Genomic DNA, 18830 nt, shown 5'->3' with positions numbered 1-18830 from the left:
CGACCTTTTTCCAATCTTCAAGAAACGTGGAGATTCCTTTATCTGTCAAGGGATGTTTAGACATTTTTTCCATAACAGAAAACGGGATCGTGCAAATATCGGCTCCGATCAGAGCCGCATCGACGATGTGCAGGGGATTTCGAATGCTGGCGACGATGATTTCTGTGGTGAATCCGTAATTATCGAAAATTGTGGCGATCTGCTGAACCAAATCCATGCCAACCTGATGAATATCATCCAGCCTGCCGACAAACGGACTGACATAGGTTGTTCCGGCTTTAGCCGCGAGAAGAGCCTGAAGTGGAGAGAAAACCAGCGTCGTATTGGTATGAATCCCAGCCGCTGTCAGTTCTTTGATTGCCTTGAGCCCATCAAGCGTCATGGGAATTTTGATGACGATGTTTTCGGCGATCGGCGCGAGTTCTTTCGCTTCGCGCACCATGCCCGCCGCATCGAGAGCAACAACTTCAGCACTGACGGGTCCATCAACGACATCGCAAATCGACTTCAACAATTCCCTGTAATTGCCCTTCTCTTTGGATAACAACGTCGGATTTGTCGTCACACCATCTAAAATTCCCCAAGACTGGGCTTTTTTAATTTCTTCCAGATTAGCTGTGTCAATGAACAACTTCATTTTTTCTCCTTTCAGTATTGCACACCTTGCAGAAAAAGACCTCTGGCCGGCGCGGTGTAAACTTGCACTCCACCGCTTGGATTATCAAGAAGATTTTTGAATTCCGCGACGGAGTATTTCCCACGGGCGACTTCCATCATTGTCCCGACCAAAATCCTGACCATGCTGTGTAAAAAGCGGTTTCCGACAATTTGGTAGGTCAGGTCTTCGTGACGGGTTTCCCATCGGGATTCAAAAATGTTGCAAATTCGGGTCTCTGCCTCCGTTGAAGTCAGGCAGAGTCGTGTAAAATCGTGCTCGCCGAGTATTGCGACGGCGCAATGATCCAGTAATTCACGGTTGTACTCAAATCCGGGAAACCAGGAGTATTTTCGCCGAAAAATATCCGGCTTTAACAAAACATGATAAACATAAGTCCGGCGTTTCGCCCAAAACCGCGCATGAAAATCCTTCTCGACTTCTCGACAATTTTTGATAAAAATGTCATCAGGAATCGTCGCATTCAACGCTTTTTCGATGGTTCCCTCTGATAATTCATTATCGAGATCGACATGCGCTACCTGACCCATCGCATGAACGCCACTGTCCGTCCGCCCAGAGCCGATCACAATGACCGGCTGTTGATGATTAAGCGGCAACAGCGCATCTTCCAGCGTCGCCTGAATCGTCGGATCATTCGCTTGTCTCTGCCAGCCGCAGTAATGCGTTCCATCGTATTCAATTTTCATGGCAAATCGTCGAATCATACCGGCAACTCCGCCACTAATATCAACAAAGCAACCGCCGATCCAAAGGCGAGCGCCACGTCGATCGGTTTCGATTCGAATTGTCCATAATACGATCGCTTCGAACTGCCGGAGTAACCGCGCACTGACATCGCTTCGGCAAGCGTTTCGGCTTTCCGAAAACTAAAAATCATGAGTGGAATAAGTCGATCGCGAACATTTAAAATCCGTTTGCGCAAGGAACTCGTATCTGAAGAAATGAATGATTTCCATCCCCGATCGATTCGCCGATATTCTTCCTTCACAATCGGGAAAAACTGAACCGCGATAAAAACGACCTGAAATAGATCGTCGGTACGAACGCCTAATTTTTTCAGCGGGCGAATTGACCAATAAATGCAGTCGAGCGTTTCGACGGCGCCGATCCATTGAAATACGAACGCCATCAGAAAAAGGAAATTGCCCATCCGGATCGTAAACATCAGCGGCATCCACAGATCGACGCTTCCCATCGGTTTTCCAACTAAAATTCCGAGAATTCCACCGGTAAAAATGAGATGAATCGCCAATGTCAGCGGTAGGAAAATTAAAAAATAGCGAATCGGTTTGATCAACCGGCGCCAATCCATTCCGATGCACAGGAGGGCCAATCCGTACCCAGCTGAAAATGACGCCTGTCCGGCGCATGTATCGAGCTGAAAAATGAGCGTGGCGCCCAGAACCGCCCAGATCAGTTTGGCTCTTGCATCGATATGGGTAATGAATCCTCTCACGCATTCCTAAAAATTTAAATCCAATTGTAACGCAAGACCTTCCCTTTGCGGTAAGAAAGTCGCTTCTAAATCCGGTCCGGTTTTCTCGACGCGATCTTTCGTCAGGATCATGACGTCGATGACACTGATAATTCTGTTGGCGATAAGCGCTCCGATGGCAAACGAGGAATTTCTGAGCGCCGTACTGCTGTTAACCCGTATACGATCAAATTTTTTCCGGGAATTGTCGCTGTCCCACGCCCAAAAATATTCGGCATTTTCCGGATACAACGCTTCGTACTGCCGGTTTCGGCATTTCTGGTCTCTGTAATCAATAAAATTCATGTAATTGCCGATATCCGTGAAGTAGTCATCGTCTTTTCCTTTCGGATAAACGCCCGCGTGTTCGGCGGCATAGGTTTTCATATTTTCTTTCAGCGTTCTCCCCTGAATTTGAAAAGCGGCATAAGCGATCCAGCCAAGGATTTCGGCACTATTGAAACCGTATCCGCGTTGATGATTGCCGAGACTGTGTTCGCCCCAGCCGGGGAGAACCAACGATTTGAGGAATGTTTTTCTGGCTTGCTGAACCGTTAGTTGCGGAAGAGCAACGGACGAATCCGCGGTGGTCTTTGTCTGCGGATATGCGAGGTTAACCATAAAAAAAACTAATGCAAGAAAACCAATGACTCTTTTCATATTCCTCTTTTCTTGATAAGTGCAACCACAATCAATCCGGTGGAAATCGCCACACAGAACATCGCTACCCAATCGCCAAACCGAACGTAAGGCGTTGTGGGTTCTCCTTGTTCGATGACAGCATCCAGCCATCCCTTTTCACCAAATCCCTTCCGGCAGATTTCCCTGCCACGAGAATCAAAAACCAACGAAATCCCAGTATTTGCACTGCGAACGACAGGAATGCCGTTTTCAATTGCCCGGAATCTGGAAATCTCCGCATGCAGGAAAGGCGCCGTCATGTAACCGAACCATGCATCGTTGGAAACAATGACAAGAAGCTCGGAGCCTTTTTTCGCTCCTTCTCGGATGAGTGACGGGAAAGTCGATTCATAGCAGACGACCGTTGTAAATCCAAGCGTGGTGTCCGTTGTGACCGACCGATCGACTTTCAACGGAACCCGGAATACGTTTACCGTTTTTCCCGCTTTAAAGTTCCCTTGTCCGAGATTCAAATTTTCTAATTCGGGAAACAAATCGGAGAGCGGGATGTATTCGCCAAACGGAACCAGCTGGATTTTTCGGTAATCTTCGATTTCGTATGAATTCGGCCTCAATAAAAATGTCGAATTAAACACTTCGTAATCGTCTTCTTTGAGCCACTCGAAATCAGGCGTTCCGGTCAGGAGCGAAACGTTAAGCCGCGTGATATGTGAAATGATATCGGCCAGCGAGCCTCTCCGATTCTGCCGCAAAAAAGTCGGCGTCGCCGTTTCCGGCCAGACAACTAAATCCAAAGGTTTGACAGCGACAGAATCTGTTAAATCATGAAGCAATTGCATGTTGTCGTAAAAGGAATGACGATCCCATTTCCGAGTCGGATCGACATTGGGTTGAACGATCCCGACATGCACCATCCGTTTTTCCGCGGAAGAACCAGCCGATTTTAGTCTAAAAATGCCGTATGTTTCCGGAATGAAAAACAATAAAAATAAAACGGAAAGCAGAATCGGTATTTTCCTGCTGGTGATATTCCCGAATAGAACGAAATAGATCAGCACGTTGATCGCAACAATCCAGAAACCGACTCCGCCGGGACCGATGACATTTGCCATCTGGATCAGCTGAACGGCATAGGCTTGCGTGTAGCAGAGATTATTCCACGTGAATCCCAGCGTGCCAAAGGAGCGCAAATATTCGATAGCGATCCAGACAAACGGAAATGAGAGAAGTCCGACGCTCTTTCCGAGTCGTCGTCCGATGATTCCAACGATCAATCCGATCGCCGCATAATTCAGCGATAAAAACAGTACGCCTGACGCCATCGACAGCGTCGCCCAATACCATTGCGTGCCTTTGTTAAGAGCGAGCCAGAATAAAATACCCAGATTCAGGAATATCCCATAGATAAATCCCTTCTCCATTCCCAAGTGAAAATCGTCTTTGTTCATCGCATAGATAAATGGGATCAGGCTGACGGATGCCAGAAAACCCAGAGGCGACGGCGGAAATGCCGCGAACGTCATCAATCCGGATAAAATTATCCAGACCAACGAAGGTATTTTTCCGAGAAAATCTCGGAAGTTGAAGCAATCAGGTCGAAGAAGCGTCATTCAATTCTCCATCTGCGGCGTTTGCCGGCGTTGAAATAAACCCAATGAAAATAACTCGTTGAAGTCCGGGACTTATTCGCCAAACAGCGAAAGTTCGTTCTTTTTTGGGGTATCGCCCGGAGACTTCAGCGACGCTTTGATCAATTTGCCCGGTTTGAAATGTGTCTTCCTTCTCGGAGGAACATAGACGACTTCGTTGGTACGCGGATTGCGTGCTTTGGGTTTTGCCTTCGTCGGTTTTACTTCAAAGACGCCAAAATTGCGGATTTCGATTCGCAGATTCTTTTCGTCTTCGGTCAACATCTCCCGTAACGTCTGAAAAACGCCGTCAACGATTGTCTCGGTGTCGAAAATCTTACTATCCAATCTTTTCGCTGTCCATCTGACGACGTCTTTTTTCGTGTACGTCTTGAATTTCATAAAAAACCTCCTGTTATTTTCGTTCGATTGAAATCATACCCTGTACGTTTTGTAACTTTATGATTACTTTGTTCAGGTATTTGACATTCCCGACCTGAACGACCAATGAAATATGTATGATTGTATCATCTACTTTTCCATCGATACTGACGATATTCGTATCGGTGGATGAAATAATTTCGGTAATATCTTTTAGAAAATTTTTCCGTTCCTGTCCCATGATTTTCAGGTAAGCGTAAAATGACTGATCGCGGTCAACGTCCCACTCGACGTTCAACATCCTTTCACTTTCTTCCAATAGAGTGGGCAGATTACTGCAATCGCTTCTATGAACGATGATGCCGCGTCCTCGGCTGACATATCCGATAATGGGATCGCCCGGGATTGGATTACAACATTTGGCATAAGAAATCATCAAATCGCTAATGCCATGAACCTTGATTCCACGAATGTTTTTCCGTGCCGTTTCAATAAAAAGTGCATCATAATCTTTCTCCGCTTTTACCGGATGTTCCTGCGGAAAGATCTTGTTAAAGATCGAGGTAACAGTCAAATTTCCGGCACCGACTGCGGCGTAAAGTTTGTTGATGTCCGGATACCCAAGCGCTTCTCGGGATTCCTGAACGGCTTTCAGAAACCGCAAATTCTTGTTGCGTTGGTTTTCCTTTTCGAGGATTTCTTTGCCGATTTTAACGCTTTCTTCATACTGAGTTTTATGAACCCATCGCTTGATGGCGCCGATCGCTTTGGATGTTTTGACAAACTTTAGCCAAGCGTAGCTAGGGTGATGCGTTTCTGCGGTGATGATCTCAACCGTCTGACCGCTTTTCAATTCCGAATTCAGTGGCACCATTTTCCCATCCACTTTGGCGCCAATCGCGCGGTAGCCAATTGCTGTGTGAACTTCAAATGCGAAATCAACTGGCGTTGCATCCTTGGGAAGACGAATCAAGTCGCCCATTGGGGTAAACACGAAAATTTCGTCCTTAAACAGATCGATTTTCAGCGTGTCCATAAAATCCTTAGGACCCGCCGATTCAGTTTTTAAAACCTCAATCAGATCGCGAAGCCATTTGACATAATTATCGACTTCATCCGGTTTTTCCCGGCCTTCCTTGTATCGCCAATGAGACGCGATGCCTTCCTCGGCGATTTCGTCCATTTCTTCCGTCCGAATCTGGATTTCAACCAACCGACCACCCGGACCGTAAACCGTCGTATGAATCGATTGATAATAATTCGCCTTATGACTGGCGATATAGTCTTTGAACCTGTCCACAATCGGATTAAATAGTTCGTGGACGATTCCGAGAACCGTGTAACAGTTTTCTTTGGTATCGACAATGACGCGGAGCGCGAGGAGATCGTAGATTTCTTCGAATGGTTTGTTCCGCATTTTCATCTTTTTATAGATAGAATAAAAGTTCTTCGACCGACCGAAAATCCGGGCTTTGAAAGGCTGATCCGCCAGCGCTTTCTGCAACGGTTCGATGAACGTTTGGAGATATTTTTCTCGCTCGCTTTTCTTATCTTTGACTTTCTTCTGTAAAAACTTGAACGCGTCCGGATCGAGTGTTTTCAAGACGAGATCTTCCATGTCTGACTTGATTTTAAACATACCCAATCGGTGCGCCAGTGGCGCATAAACATCGCGAGTTTCGATGGCGATTCGTCTCTGTTTAATCGACGGCAAAGATTCAAGCGTCTGCATATTGTGGAGGCGATCTGCCAATTTGATAATCAGCACCCGGATGTCCTCGGCGACACTGAGTAACATTTTACGGAAATTGTCCGCCTGTTCTTCCTGCCGGTTGCGAAATGTGATGCCAGAAATTTTTGTGACGCCTTCGACCAATTTGGCTACGTCCACGCCAAATTTCTCCTCGACATCCTCGTATCGGATGCCTGTGTCTTCGATGACGTCGTGCAAAAGTCCGCCGGCAATCGTAATGGGGTCCATTCCAAGAGCGGAAAGGATTTTCGCGGTGGCGTACGGATGTTCAAAATAGGGTTCACCCGATTTCCTCAACTGTCCGCGGTGAGCTTCCCGCGCAAATACATACACATCCCAGAGAAAGTCTTCTTCCGCCGCGGAAAAGATTTTTTCGGCGTTCGCGTTTCGGACAAGCACGCAAAATTTCTGCGGTCGTTTGTCCGCCTTCGAAAAAACTTTTGAGATAAATGGAGTCGGCATCAGAAAGGCGATTCCGCGGATTGTTCCTTCGTGCTCATGTTCTCAAAACGAGTGTATTTGTCGATAAAGACAACCTTGACGGTTCCCTGGGGACCGTTTCGTTGTTTCTCGACGATTATTTCGGCTATTGCATGCTCCTCGGAAGGCACTCTATCATCCGAAGCATCTTTTTTCTCGTAATACATTTTCCGGTAAATGAAGATTACGACGTCGGCATCTTGCTCGATGGCGCCACTTTCTCTCAAATCCGAAAGTTGCGGGCGATGATCGCCTCCGCGCGTTTCAACGGCGCGGGATAATTGTGAGAGCGCAATAACCGGAACGTTTATTTCCTTTGATAGCGCCTTCAGACTGCGCGTAATTTCGGTGATTTCCTGCTGGCGGTTTTCCGCCTGATGTCCGCGGACGAGCTGGAGATAATCGACAATGATCATCTGGATGTCATGTTCGGCTTTCAACCGGCGAGCTTTTGCCCGGATTTCAATCGCCGTCAATGCCGGCGAATCATCGATAAAAATCGGTGCATTCTGGAGTTTTCCAACCGATGAACTGAGTCTGCCCCACTGCTCCTGCGGTAATTTCCGTGTACGCACGAGATGGCTATCTACTTTTGCTTCAGCACATAAAAGGCGCATGGCTAATTGCCAATCCGACATTTCCAGGCTAAAAATACCAACCGGCGTCTTGTATTCAACGGCGGCATTTCGTGCAATCGTCAGCGCCAGCGCCGTTTTTCCCATTCCAGGTCTTCCGGCAAGGATGACCAATTCACCGGGATGAAATCCAGATGTCAGGTCGTCCAACAGAATCAATCCGGTCGGAACGCCCGTCGTATGTCCGGCTTTATTGTGAATCGTGTCCAAATGCTCGAACGTCTGATTCAGGACATCATTAAAATTTTTGAAGCCGCGACGCATTTTATTTTCGGACAGAGCAAAAATTTTCTGCTCGGCAGAGTCGATAATTTCTTCCGCCGATTCTTTGGCATCATACGCTTCCTCCTGAATCTCATTCGACGAAAGAATCAACTTTCGAAGGAGCGATTTTTCAAGCACTAGTTTCGCATAATATTCGACATTCGCGGCGGAAGGCGTCGCCTCGATCAATCCCGTCAGATAATACGCCCCGCCGGCTCTATCCAGCAATTTGTTCCGTTTCAAACGATCAACGACGCTGACCTGATCGATCGGTTCGCCTTCGTTGAACAATTCGACCATGACGCGAAAAATCGTCTGATTGGCTTCCTTGTAAAACGCCGTGTGATCCAGATATTGGATCGTTTTGCTCACGGCTTCCTTTTCAAGCATCATGGCGCCCAGCACCGAAATTTCCGCTTCATCGGCGTGTGGCGGAACTTTTAGATATTCACCGTCTTTTTGTGCCACAGTCAACTCCCTGACTTTTCCTGATAAATTTGTTTGATTTTTTCAAAATCTTCCCTCGCCGCATCCATCAAATTAACGTTCCGAAGAATAGCCGCCGGATGATAAGTCACCATCGCGTCAATTCCTTGAAAAGCGAATATCTGATTACGCATCCGACCGAGCGGAAGATCGAATTTTAAAAGCGACTTTGCCGCGACCAAGCCGAGGCAAACGATCATACGCGGCTGAATGAGCTCAATCTGACGCAGTAAAAAATGAATACATGCATTGACTTCGGTTTGAACTGGCTGGCGATTCCCCGGCGGACGACATTTGATGATATTGGTAATATAGATGTGCGTACGATTCAGTCCAATTCCCTTCAGAAGGTCATCCAGCAATTTCCCCGCTCTTCCCACGAAAGCCTTCCCCTGCAAATCTTCATTCTCGCCCGGCGCCTCTCCAATGAACAATAATCCAGCCTTCGGATTTCCATCGCCAAAAACAACATTCGTGCGCGTCTGCGCCAGATCGCAGGCGGAACAATTTTTCGCTTCTTCTTCCAGTTTACGAAAATCCGATAAAAAGGTTTCGCTCACCGTAAAAATGCCCGTTTGCGATCGAAGAATCCCCGGCACTTTGTCAAAAAAATATTCGGATGGATAAAGTTCACCCTGTTGTCGGAAATAATCTGTCAGTTTTTTCCGGAATTCGCTCATCGTTCGTCACTAGTTCTTCACGACAGTTTGAATAATTTGTACGGCAATTTCACGCTTAGTCGTCTTGGGAAAAAACCATTCTTGTCCATTTCTTCCGAGCATCATCGCTTCGTTGGTATCGCTCTCGAATCCAACGCCGGATTTCGACGGATCGTTCCAGACGATGAAATCCATCTTTTTCCGGTTCATTTTATCGGAGGAGCGGGCTTTCCCATCGAGCGTTTCAACACTGAAACCAACGACGCACGCCTTTTCATTGACATTCCGGAAAGAAACGATCAGATCGGGCGAAATGCTCAAAGATATTTGACCCGGCGCTTCGTTTTTCTTAATCTTTTCGTCTGAAATTTTCTCGGGACAAAAATCTTCCACCGCGGCCGCCATGAATAGAAAATCCGCTACGTTTGCATTTTCGACGAGCGCCTTTTCCATCTGTTTTGCCGATTCCACCTGAATGGTTTGAATTCCTGTTGGAATCGAAGCCGATATCACGCCCGAAATCAACAAAACATCGGCGCCTTGTTTTGCGGCTTCTCTTGCCAGAGCAAAACCCATTTTTCCGGTGGATTTATTGGAAATAAACCGAACCGAATCGATAAATTCGCGCGTCGCTCCGGCAGTGACGATCACCCGCTTTCCCGCCAACAATCCGCTTCCGTTCAATCGCTGGTCCAGATAATTGAGGATCAGGGATTCATCCGCCAAACGACCTTTTCCGACGGCGTGACAGGCTAAATCTCCGATTTCCGGCTCAATCAATCCATAACCGAGTTCTCGGAGTTTTTTAATATTTGCCTGTGTGATGGGATTGGCGAACATATTGTCATTCATCGCTAAAGCAAATATCGCCTTATTCCCGCCAGTCAAAATGATCGTGCTCAGCAAATCGTCCGCAATGCCGCTCGCGGTCTTCGCAACGATATTTGCTGTCGCCGGAGCAATCAGAATCGCATCGGTTGATGTCGCTAAATCGACATGTCGCGTCGAAATATGGATTCCGGAAAACATGTCCGTCAGAACCGGCTTACCGCTGAAAGTCTCAAAGATCAGCGGCGACATGAACTGCTGGGCGGATTTCGTCATCACGACCGTCACGTCTGCGCCTTCGTCATTCACCAGACGCCGGAGCAGAGAGACTGACTTATAAATGGCGATGCCGCCAGTTAGTCCAAGGATGATTTTTTTATTCCTGAAAATCAAGATCAATCTCTTCCGCGGTCGTTTCTTTAATTTCCTCTGTGTAATGGTAATTCACTTTACCAGCAAGCATTTCGTTGACCGCCGCGGTCACCGGTTTGTCCATCTTATCCCAGTTGATCGACTCTTCTTCTTCTGGCGTTTCTTCAAACGTTTCTTCCTGATCTTCTGTCAACGTTGGGAGCGGATACTTTGCCGCTCTTAAGTTATTGATCTGAACGGATCTTTTAGACGCGGCTACAACGAGTTCGAAGGTATCTTCGGACTGTTCTCTCAATTTCGAAAAAGGAATCGTTTCTGTCATATATTTTTCTCTCCATTTACGATTTTCCTGATTTTACTGACTGTTTGTTGCAGGTCGTCATTGGTCACCTGATAATCAAATTTTTTCCCGAGTTCCAATTCTTCCTCAACGCGAGCAGAACGGATTTTTATCGATTTTTCACATTCCGTGCCGCGCGATTTCAACCGGCGTTTCAATTCAGCCTCGCTGGGCGGCTGAAGAAAAACCGTGATCGTATCCTGCGGATATATGGCTTTAATATTCAGCGTGCCTTTCACCTCGATGTCCAGCAAAAGAACACGACCGTGATCGAGTGCTTCCTGAATCGCCGATTTCAGTGTTCCGTAAAGGTTGCCGAAGACTTCCTGCCATTCGGCGAGTTTTCCTTCATGAATGAATCGCTGGAATTCTTCACGCGTGATGAAATGATAATCGACGCCGTCTGTTTCGTTTTCCCGGCGTGCGCGCGTAGTGCAGGAAACGGAAAAGACATATCGGTCGTCGCTTTCAAGCAGTTGATGGCAGATCGTCGTTTTTCCGATCCCGGACGGACCGGCTATGGCGAGCAACAGACCGTTATCGTTCATAAAATGTTCTGCGCCTGTTCCCTGATTTTTTCAATTTCATCTTTCACCAGCACGACTAAATGCGCGATCCGTGCTTCTTCGGACTTTGAGCCGATCGTCGCCGCTTCGCGGTTCATTTCCTGAAGCAAAAACGTCATCTTCTTCCCGGACGGCTCGTCGTCTTCCATATATTTTCTGAATTGATGCAGATGGCTTCGGAGCCGTTCGCACTCTTCCGTAATGTCGATCCGCTTCGCGGCAAGCGCGGCTTCCTGCAAAACCCGATCCGTATCGAAATTCAGGTCGGCGCAGAGTTCTTTGAGATTTTTCTTCATCTTCTCAAAGTATCCGTTTTTGCAGGAGACAAAGAGGTCTTCGATTTCCGAGACTTTTTCACCAATCATCACCAGATGTAATTCCAGTTCCTTCTGAAGAAAATTTCCCTCTCGAAATCTCATCTCGTTGAGTGCAACAATCGCTGATTCAAGCGTTTCTCTCAATATCGTGATGACATTTTCTGCTTCGATGTTCGGCGAATGGATGTCGAACAAATCGGTCAACATCAAAAGGTGCTCTATCTTCACCTTCTCATCGATGCCCAGTTCGGCAGAAAGCTCCGTCAAACTATCATAGAACCGGCGAATAGCAGGCAGGTTAAGTTTCAGACGGGCGATTTCTTCGCTCGCTCCATTAAGCGAAACCGAGAGCGTGATACGGCCGCGCACCAGTTTTTCGGTCAGCAGGCGCTTGATCTCTTCTGAATGTGATTCCAGAAATTCCGGCAACTTGATCGCCATATCACAATAGCGATTATTCACGGAGCGCAGATCGACGATCAATGTTCCAAACTCTGTTTGCTTTTCACTTTTCCCGAATCCGGTCATGCTTTGTATCATTCAAATCTCCAAGAAATCGTCTGAAGTTAATTATCCATTTTCAGACAAGCAAATGGAAAACAAATTATTATTGTATGTATTTTAATAGTTTAAATAAGAATTTAATCCTTGTTTTTTATATTTTCGATCTCAAATGAATTAGAGAAATTCAAACCGCCCGGATGTCATCAGGCAAATTTTTTCTTGGTTTTACCTATTCTCATTCCTAAAATTATCTAAATTGAAAAAGGAGCTAAGAATGAACAGAAAACTCTTGAGGTGGAGCAGTTACTTTCTGGGATTGATTTTCATCGCGAATGTCGCTTTTGCCGAACAGCTCAGTGACGGCAGAGAATCCTGGTATTTATACTGGGAACTCGGCGGCGCGGCGATCACATATCCGAAGGGCGTTCAGGAAGTAATCGATATCATCGAAGACGCGGACGGCGTTCAACGCACAACGATCTGCATAGATATGCTGGGTTTTTACTTTCCTTAAACGCCCAAAACGATCGGGGGCGTCGTTATCAATTCCGTCGTCGACCGATTTGTTTACGAAAACACATGGTTCCAATGGAATCAATTCCTGTATGGTGGAAGCGTCATTCATTACATCGGGCAAAGATTCGGTCAGGGTCCGTTTCTGCGCGCGGTTGCCGGACTGGCGAAAATGAACTATCAGGATTCGGAAAATAATTCCATCGACAGCGACAAGGGTTTCGGCGCGCTGGTCGGCGGCGGATTCTCTTTCGATCTGGGCGGAACGCGTATTTTACTGAACCTGAACTACTCATTCCGGAAAGTCGAGGACGACGATTATCAGATCATCGGTTTTTCCGTCGGCGGATTGTTCTAACAGAAAAAGTTGGGTTTTATAAATCGCATTCGACCGAAGCTTATCGGCTTGATCATCCTTTTATCGATAGTTCATTTTTCCTTTGGCGGCGATGAACCGGTAATTCCGGAAAATATGTCGCTTTACTTCATGGGAATCATCCGGCGCGGAACCCATTGGACGCCGGAATCGACGCCGCAAATCGAGGAATTGCAAAAATCACATTTGGAAAACATACAGAAAATGGCTGAAACGGGACAACTCGTTCTAGCCGGACCGTTTATCGACGACGGGGACATTCGCAGGATATACATTTTCAAGGTCAATACAATGGAAGATGTCAGACGGTTAGCTGACACCAATCCGATGGTCAAAGCCGGACGGCTCGTCGTCGAAATTCATCCGTGGATTATCGAAAAAGGGTTCCTGCCATAACCGTATTTTCCATCCGCAAACAGGTGAGATTTCGCTCATCCGACGACCAGATTATCGTTGTATATCCAGAGCATAAATGATAAACTACGGCGGTATTTTTGATTCAACATAATTTCACAAAGGATGCGACAATTGATGACAGAAATCGGTTTCGACAACGAAAAATATCTCGCTGAACAAACAGCCGCAATCATCAATCGCGTCAATAGATTTGACTCCAAACTTTATCTTGAATTCGGTGGGAAATTGATATTCGATTACCACGCCGCGCGAGTTCTGCCCGGATACGATCCAAACGTTAAAATGCACTTGCTTCAAAACCTTAAGGATAAAATTGATGTCATTCTCTGCATTTATGCAGGCGACATCGAACGCAACAAAATGCGTGCTGATCTGGGAATTACGTACGACTCAGACGCCCAAAAAATCATCGACGATCTTTCTGATTGGGGAATTCCTGTCACAGCTGTTGTCATCACGCGCTATGAAAATCAACCAGCGGCGACCGCTTTTAAAAACAAGCTGGAGTGGCGTGGCGTTCGTGTTTACACACACCGATTTACCAAAGGATATCCAACCGATGTTGACACGATTGTCAGCGAGAGCGGTTACGGCGCAAATCCATACATCGAGACAGATAAACCAATCACGATTGTCACAGGTCCCGGACCGAATAGTGGAAAGTTAGCCACCTTTTTGAGTCAATTATATCACGAATATCGACGGGGAATTCGCGCGGGTTATGCCAAATTCGAGACATTTCCGATCTGGAATCTGCCGCTGAAACATCCGATAAATGTTGCCTATGAAGCCGCCACCGCCGATCTACGCGATGTCAACATGTTCGATCATTTTCATCTCGACGCGTACCACCAATCTTCTGTCAATTACAATCGTGATATTGAAGCGTTTCCGCTCCTGCGACGGATCATTGAAAAAATAACAAACGCGCCGTCATTTTATAAATCACCCACAGACATGGGCGTCAACCGCGCTGGATTTGGTATTGTTGATGATAGAATCGTTCAAACTGCCGCCTGTCAGGAAGTGATCCGGCGTTATTTTCGATATACCTGCGAATAGGCGATAGGCCTTACAGATCAGGAAACCATCACCCGAGTGGAATCTCTGATGAAAGAAATCAACGTCAGACCGGAAGACCGTACCGTCGTTATTCCCGCTCGCGAAGCCGCCCGAGCCGCTCGTGAAAAAGGAAAAGGCAACGAAAATATTTTCTGCGGAGTGGCACTGGAGCTAAAAGACGGTTCTATCGTCACCGGAATGAACTCATCTCTGATGCACTCAACGTCCAGCCTGATTTTGAACGCGACCAAACAACTTTCCGGAATTCCAGACACTATCGATCTGCTTCCGCGACCTGTTGTAAAATCACTCAATTATCTAAAAAAGGATATCCTTAAGGGAAAAATGGCAAGCCTGAATGTCGAAGAAATCCTCATTGCCCTCAGCATTAGCGCCTCCTCAAATCCGGCCGCACAAATTGCCATCGAAAAACTCTCGGAACTCAACGGATGCGAATTGCATACGACACATATTCCGACACCGGGAGATTCTGCCGGACTCAGAAAACTCGGGTTAATCGTCACCAGCGATCCGGAATTCCCGACACGCGACCTTTTGATAACCTGAGAAATTATAAAAACAACTTAGACAGGAGTTTATTTTCTTTTTCCCTTTAAACATTTGAAATCTTTAAATTCGGTCGATTTTTCGTTTTTTTAGACGAGAATCGTTTGGAGATCACGAAAATATGAGAGATGTCGATTTACTCAATGCACGATTCGGAATTTCAGACCGCGTGCAATTTTTCCGCGCCGCTGGCGATCTACCTATGGTGCGGATTACCAGTCCAGTTTCATCGGCGATAATTTCCATTTACGGCGCTCAGGTATTGTCATTTACACCAACCGGACATGAAGACTTATTGTGGGTAAGTCCGAAAAGTTTTTATGAAGCCGGGAAATCGATTCGCGGCGGTATTCCCATTTGCTGGCCGTGGTTTAGCACGCATCCGTCTGATTCTTCTAAACCATCTCATGGATTTTCGCGATTGTCATATTGGCATCTGCGCTCCGTTCAATCACTTCCATCCGATGAAATGCGACTTCGAATGACACTGAGCGAACATGACGCGACGCCGGATTTATTCGATTATCGTTTCAACGCCGAGGTTATTTTCACGATCGGGAAATCACTTTCAATCGAACTCCGGATTGAAAATGTTGACGAACGAGATTTCAAGTTCACCGAAGCGCTTCATTCCTATTTCAACATCAGCGATATCCGAAACGTTTCTCTTGACGGCTTAGACAGAACCACTTATATCGACGCTGTCGATCAGTTCAACCGAAAAGTTCAATACGGGTCAATTCGGTTTGACGAAATCGTCAACCGCGTTTATCTGCACACTTCTTCGGATTGTTTTCTTCGGGATGAACTTTTTTTCCGAATAATTCACATCCAAAAATCCGGAAGTTTTTCCACCATCGTTTGGAATCCAGGAGAATTACTGTCAGAAATAGTCGCTGACATGGAGCCGGACAGCTATCGCAGAATGGTTTGCATCGAAGCGGCAAATGCGTCAGACAACGGCATCACGCTCGCTCCTCTTGAAGTTCATTCGATGACAACAACGATTGGGGTTGAGTGATTTTCTACTTTTCGCCATCTCAAAATCCATTTCATCTAACCTGAAAAATGTTTAATAGTTGGTTTCATGTTCGGTTTCTTGGACAATTTCTACGGGAAAATTTAACCGGTTGCGTTTTCAATAAACCATTCACTTATAAAAAAAGAGAAGCGAATTTTCCGGTTAGCGGAAGTCAGGGATTTTCAAATATGCATTTTTCCATTCAGCCGCCGCTCCCGTATTTATCGGTGGATACCACCGCCCCGAATCCAAAGCAACGCGTGACAGTTTTAAATGAAATTGAAGGAAAAATTGTCACGGACGTTCAATGGCACCGCAAAGATCGCCAGTTGATTATCGAATGTAACCACGGCGACTGTTTTTTGCTTTTCCAGTTGTTTGGAATCAATGGAAACGCCGTTGTTGTCGATACAAATTTTCAGATGATTCAAGCATTTAAGAAAACGAATAATTTACAGATTTCACCGCAAGATGATTTCACTTGCGATCTTCTTCTAAGCGCCGATATTACCACTCTCAAGCGTGAATTTTCGGATCAGACGAACCAAAATATCAACGATTTCTTTCGTTCGGCAAGTTTTCCGTACCTCTCCCAAGAACTGATCAATGAAATTTGTTTCCGTAGTGAGGTCCGTCCAACCGATTTTCCCGTCAATTTTTCAGATACACAAACCGACATTTTTCTGAACGAAATTTTAAATATTTTCGACGAGTTATCTCACCCAAAAATCCGAGTATATCTCGAAGACAAGCCCACAATGGCTTTCATAGATTTTCATTCAAAATCGGACACACCTGTCCAATTTTTTGAGGATTTGCCATCAGCCGACCGGTTTTATATTTCAGAGTTTTTCCAAAATCATCTCAGTTTTCAACTCAGACGGTCACTTTTACAAAAATTGAGCAGAGGATTGGATGCGCTCCAACGAAAATTGAACAACCAGAAAAACGATCTGGAAAAACTTCCCGCGTCGGCGCTTTATCGACTCTGGGCGGACGCGATTTTATCAAATCTCCAACGAATTCCACCGCGCGCAAAATTTGCTTCCGTTCCATCCGCAGACGATTCGGGAAATGATCTGGTCCTTCCGCTGAATCCGGATTTTTCTCCATCCGAAAACGCACAAAAATATTACACGAAATCAAAAAACATCGAGCGTTCCAAAATCAATCTGAAAAATTCCATTACCGAAATTGAGCTGTCAATTCGTCGAATCAAAGAGCATTGGGAAAGCGTCGAAAAATCAAAATCGCTTCCCGATTTACGAAAAATGGAAAAGCAGTTGCTATCCGAACTTACGTCTGTTGAAATACGACAGGAAACCGAACGCCAGCCGTTTCACCGGTTCGTGATCGATGGCTATGAATTATTGGTTGGGAAAAACGCGCACGACAACGACAAACTAACTTTCAAAATCGCCCGACCCGATGATTTTTGGTTCCATGCGCAGGGAACAACCGGTTCTCATATTGTTCTACGGAATCCGAAACGAGCGGCATCATTTCCCAAAACAATTTTAGAACAGTGCGCCAGCATCGCCGCTCTATACAGTAAGTCGAAACATTCCAAACTCGTTCCGGTGATTTATACGCAAAAAAAGTACGTCTGGAAACCACGCGGAGCCGAACCCGGCGCTGTTTCGGTGAAATTTGAGAAGACGTTGATGGTTGCGCCGCGACGCCCAAAACCGAAGCCATTAATTAAATAATGGTTCATCACGGATTTGTATTTGCAAGCAGGCAATACTTTTGATTTTGCCGTAAAAAATATATCTCTTGCTAAAGAATGAGACACGGCTTCCACATTTTAAGAAAAGTAAAGGCAGAGATAGAAAGAATAGAAGATTTTTTCAACTACAAACCACGAAGTTTTGGGACAAGTTTTCACCGATGAGGCGTTTGATCATTTTCAACAAGTTCGAGATCGTATCGTTGAGGTTGATCGGTTTGAATTCCATAGTCTGCTTTCGGCTGAACAAAAGCCAGGGTAAATTCCTTCACAAATTGAATCAGTGTCACGATTGTTTTGGACAAACGGTGTTTGTAAAATATTTCCGGCTGTTTTCTGACTTCTGCAGGAAATTTATTATTCCGATTCCCGAATGAATCCTGGGGGAACGTTCCCTGAGTTCGGAGAAACGCTCCCTGACTTAGGGGAAAGGTTTCGGCATCTTGGGGAAGTCTTCCCCGAACTTGGAGAAAGGATTTCCCCCCTGAAAACCCGAATTTTCGAGATAATCAATCCACGAATTTATTCATGGGATTCTATGGTATTAGTGTGATCATATTGCGTCTCAATACCTTCTACCTGATCGCCCAATTCAATGATACCATCGTTCCTATCCCATTCTGGTTTATCGTCAAGGGTATTTCCTTTTCAACTGGTGAAATGGACAGAAAAAATGATAATCCAGTGACAACAGTGCTAATGATTCCCAAAGCCGTTTTATCTCCTGATTTCTTTTTATACTTATTCATTTTTACACGTAATGCAGTGAGTTCTGAATTAGAATACACTGAACTTAATTCAGTTATCAATTCTTTGAAAGCCTCTGCCGCATCATCATAATCTTTTGCTTTGTCAAAACTATCGAATGCTAAATATCCGCCCCCTATTGTAAAAATAAGACATGGCAAATAGGGATACTCCTTTACTGTAAAACTCCTTTTATCGACTATTTTACCGTTATCTTTTTTAGTAGAATGACTAGTTGGTAATTGAGAAGAAAAAATGATTTTGTTTTCCCGATTCCGATATTTCAGATCAAAAGCCACCTATCAGCAAGAACGGGGCAAGCGTCTATCATTTGATGATACAGGAGAAAATGACATTAGGACAAAACGCCCGTAGTATTTATCAGGATTT

20 protein-coding genes and 1 pseudogene are annotated in these 18830 nt (G+C 45.6%); 7 read left to right on the top strand and 14 right to left on the bottom strand.

What is annotated here, in order from left to right; translation table 11 throughout:
- The 13 genes from fsa to COT43_05080 all read right to left on the bottom strand — a co-directional run.
- Positions 1–637: fructose-6-phosphate aldolase (gene fsa / locus COT43_05140; protein ID PIS28983.1), on the bottom strand; the 637-nt coding region annotated here is incomplete at its 3' end.
- 11 nt (positions 638–648) lie between these two features.
- Positions 649–1383, bottom strand: coding sequence for a tRNA pseudouridine(38-40) synthase TruA (locus tag COT43_05135; protein ID PIS28982.1), 735 nt, complete (start codon positions 1381–1383; stop codon positions 649–651).
- Positions 1380–2135: a hypothetical protein gene (locus tag COT43_05130; GenBank protein ID PIS28981.1), complete on the bottom strand. Its 756-nt coding sequence runs from the start codon at positions 2133–2135 to the stop codon at positions 1380–1382. Before COT43_05130 ends, COT43_05135 begins: the two co-directional genes overlap by 4 nt.
- Before the next feature lie 6 nt (positions 2136–2141).
- The gene (locus COT43_05125; protein PIS28980.1) at positions 2142–2813 is read right to left on the bottom strand and encodes a hypothetical protein; all 672 of its coding nucleotides are present in this window, start codon (positions 2811–2813) and stop codon (positions 2142–2144) included.
- Complete coding sequence (gene lnt / locus COT43_05120) at positions 2810–4405, bottom strand: apolipoprotein N-acyltransferase (GenBank protein ID PIS28979.1); 1596 nt, start codon at positions 4403–4405, stop codon at positions 2810–2812. The genes COT43_05125 and lnt overlap by 4 nt, the downstream gene beginning before the upstream one ends.
- Before the next feature lie 72 nt (positions 4406–4477).
- Positions 4478–4825, bottom strand: a complete 348-nt coding sequence (locus COT43_05115) for a DNA-binding protein (GenBank protein PIS28978.1) — start codon at positions 4823–4825, stop codon at positions 4478–4480.
- 13 nt (positions 4826–4838) lie between these two features.
- Positions 4839–7019, bottom strand: a complete 2181-nt coding sequence (locus COT43_05110; protein ID PIS28977.1) for a hypothetical protein — start codon at positions 7017–7019, stop codon at positions 4839–4841.
- A complete protein-coding gene (locus COT43_05105; protein PIS28976.1) occupies positions 7019–8404 on the bottom strand; it encodes a replicative DNA helicase in 1386 nt (461 codons plus the stop codon). The genes COT43_05110 and COT43_05105 overlap by 1 nt, the downstream gene beginning before the upstream one ends.
- A 2-nt stretch (positions 8405–8406) precedes the next feature.
- Positions 8407–9102, bottom strand: a complete 696-nt coding sequence (locus tag COT43_05100; GenBank protein ID PIS28975.1) for a uracil-DNA glycosylase — start codon at positions 9100–9102, stop codon at positions 8407–8409.
- Between the two features lie 9 nt (positions 9103–9111).
- The gene (gene coaBC, locus COT43_05095; GenBank protein ID PIS28974.1) at positions 9112–10353 is read right to left on the bottom strand and encodes a bifunctional phosphopantothenoylcysteine decarboxylase/phosphopantothenate--cysteine ligase CoaBC; all 1242 of its coding nucleotides are present in this window, start codon (positions 10351–10353) and stop codon (positions 9112–9114) included.
- Positions 10286–10603, bottom strand: coding sequence for a DNA-directed RNA polymerase subunit omega (rpoZ, locus tag COT43_05090; GenBank protein ID PIS28973.1), 318 nt, complete (start codon positions 10601–10603; stop codon positions 10286–10288). The genes coaBC and rpoZ overlap by 68 nt, the downstream gene beginning before the upstream one ends.
- On the bottom strand, positions 10600–11169 hold the full coding sequence (locus tag COT43_05085; GenBank protein ID PIS28972.1) for a guanylate kinase: 570 nt from the start codon (positions 11167–11169) through the stop codon (positions 10600–10602). Before COT43_05085 ends, rpoZ begins: the two co-directional genes overlap by 4 nt.
- A complete protein-coding gene (locus COT43_05080) occupies positions 11166–12044 on the bottom strand; it encodes a YicC family protein (GenBank protein PIS28971.1) in 879 nt (292 codons plus the stop codon). The genes COT43_05085 and COT43_05080 overlap by 4 nt, the downstream gene beginning before the upstream one ends.
- Positions 12045–12282: 238 nt before the next feature.
- Between COT43_05080 and COT43_05075 the strand changes: the two genes are divergently transcribed.
- From COT43_05075 to COT43_05045, 7 genes and pseudogenes are all read left to right on the top strand, one after another.
- A complete protein-coding gene (locus tag COT43_05075) occupies positions 12283–12522 on the top strand; it encodes a hypothetical protein (GenBank protein ID PIS28970.1) in 240 nt (79 codons plus the stop codon).
- Between the two features lie 171 nt (positions 12523–12693).
- On the top strand, positions 12694–12879 hold the full coding sequence (locus COT43_05070) for a hypothetical protein (protein ID PIS28969.1): 186 nt from the start codon (positions 12694–12696) through the stop codon (positions 12877–12879).
- A gap of 9 nt (positions 12880–12888) precedes the next feature.
- Positions 12889–13293, top strand: coding sequence for a hypothetical protein (locus tag COT43_05065; GenBank protein ID PIS28968.1), 405 nt, complete (start codon positions 12889–12891; stop codon positions 13291–13293).
- 132 nt (positions 13294–13425) lie between these two features.
- Positions 13426–14943 (top strand): annotated as a pseudogene (locus COT43_05060) (hypothetical protein).
- Between the two features lie 121 nt (positions 14944–15064).
- Positions 15065–15964 carry a D-hexose-6-phosphate mutarotase gene (locus tag COT43_05055; protein PIS28967.1) on the top strand — a complete coding sequence of 300 codons (900 nt, stop codon included), beginning with the start codon at positions 15065–15067 and terminating at the stop codon, positions 15962–15964.
- Between the two features lie 47 nt (positions 15965–16011).
- Positions 16012–17673, top strand: coding sequence for a hypothetical protein (locus COT43_05050; protein ID PIS28966.1), 1662 nt, complete (start codon positions 16012–16014; stop codon positions 17671–17673).
- A 393-nt stretch (positions 17674–18066) separates the two neighbouring features.
- Positions 18067–18246: a hypothetical protein gene (locus COT43_05045; protein ID PIS28965.1), complete on the top strand. Its 180-nt coding sequence runs from the start codon at positions 18067–18069 to the stop codon at positions 18244–18246.
- A gap of 22 nt (positions 18247–18268) precedes the next feature.
- Here the strand turns inward: COT43_05045 and COT43_05040 are convergent, their stop codons facing one another.
- On the bottom strand, positions 18269–18601 hold the full coding sequence (locus COT43_05040) for a hypothetical protein (GenBank protein ID PIS28964.1): 333 nt from the start codon (positions 18599–18601) through the stop codon (positions 18269–18271).
- Positions 18602–18830 lie beyond the last annotated feature (229 nt).

This window comes from Candidatus Marinimicrobia bacterium CG08_land_8_20_14_0_20_45_22, assembly GCA_002774355.1.
Lineage (GTDB): Bacteria > Fidelibacterota > UBA2242 > UBA2242 > UBA2242 > 0-14-0-20-45-22.
Note: the sequence above shows the minus strand (reverse complement) of the source record. Positions and strands in the feature narration are given on the sequence as shown.

Excerpts from the sequence above, each read along its gene's own strand:
- COT43_05045 (PIS28965.1), top strand. The coding sequence starts at position 18,067 with ATGAATCCTGGGGGAACGTTCCCTGAGTTCGGAGAAACGCTCCCTGAC.
- COT43_05075 (PIS28970.1), top strand. The coding sequence starts at position 12,283 with ATGAACAGAAAACTCTTGAGGTGGAGCAGTTACTTTCTGGGATTGATT.
- COT43_05080 (PIS28971.1), bottom strand. The coding sequence starts at position 12,044 with ATGATACAAAGCATGACCGGATTCGGGAAAAGTGAAAAGCAAACAGAG.
- COT43_05085 (PIS28972.1), bottom strand. The coding sequence starts at position 11,169 with ATGAACGATAACGGTCTGTTGCTCGCCATAGCCGGTCCGTCCGGGATC.
- COT43_05110 (PIS28977.1), bottom strand. The coding sequence starts at position 7,019 with ATGCCGACTCCATTTATCTCAAAAGTTTTTTCGAAGGCGGACAAACGA.
- COT43_05125 (PIS28980.1), bottom strand. The coding sequence starts at position 2,813 with ATGAAAAGAGTCATTGGTTTTCTTGCATTAGTTTTTTTTATGGTTAAC.
- lnt (PIS28979.1), bottom strand. The coding sequence starts at position 4,405 with ATGACGCTTCTTCGACCTGATTGCTTCAACTTCCGAGATTTTCTCGGA.
- rpoZ (PIS28973.1), bottom strand. The coding sequence starts at position 10,603 with ATGACAGAAACGATTCCTTTTTCGAAATTGAGAGAACAGTCCGAAGAT.
- COT43_05055 (PIS28967.1), top strand. The coding sequence starts at position 15,065 with ATGAGAGATGTCGATTTACTCAATGCACGATTCGGAATTTCAGACCGC.
- COT43_05070 (PIS28969.1), top strand. The coding sequence starts at position 12,694 with ATGAACTATCAGGATTCGGAAAATAATTCCATCGACAGCGACAAGGGT.
- COT43_05135 (PIS28982.1), bottom strand. The coding sequence starts at position 1,383 with ATGATTCGACGATTTGCCATGAAAATTGAATACGATGGAACGCATTAC.
- COT43_05050 (PIS28966.1), top strand. The coding sequence starts at position 16,012 with ATGTTTAATAGTTGGTTTCATGTTCGGTTTCTTGGACAATTTCTACGG.
- COT43_05100 (PIS28975.1), bottom strand. The coding sequence starts at position 9,102 with ATGAGCGAATTCCGGAAAAAACTGACAGATTATTTCCGACAACAGGGT.
- COT43_05115 (PIS28978.1), bottom strand. The coding sequence starts at position 4,825 with ATGAAATTCAAGACGTACACGAAAAAAGACGTCGTCAGATGGACAGCG.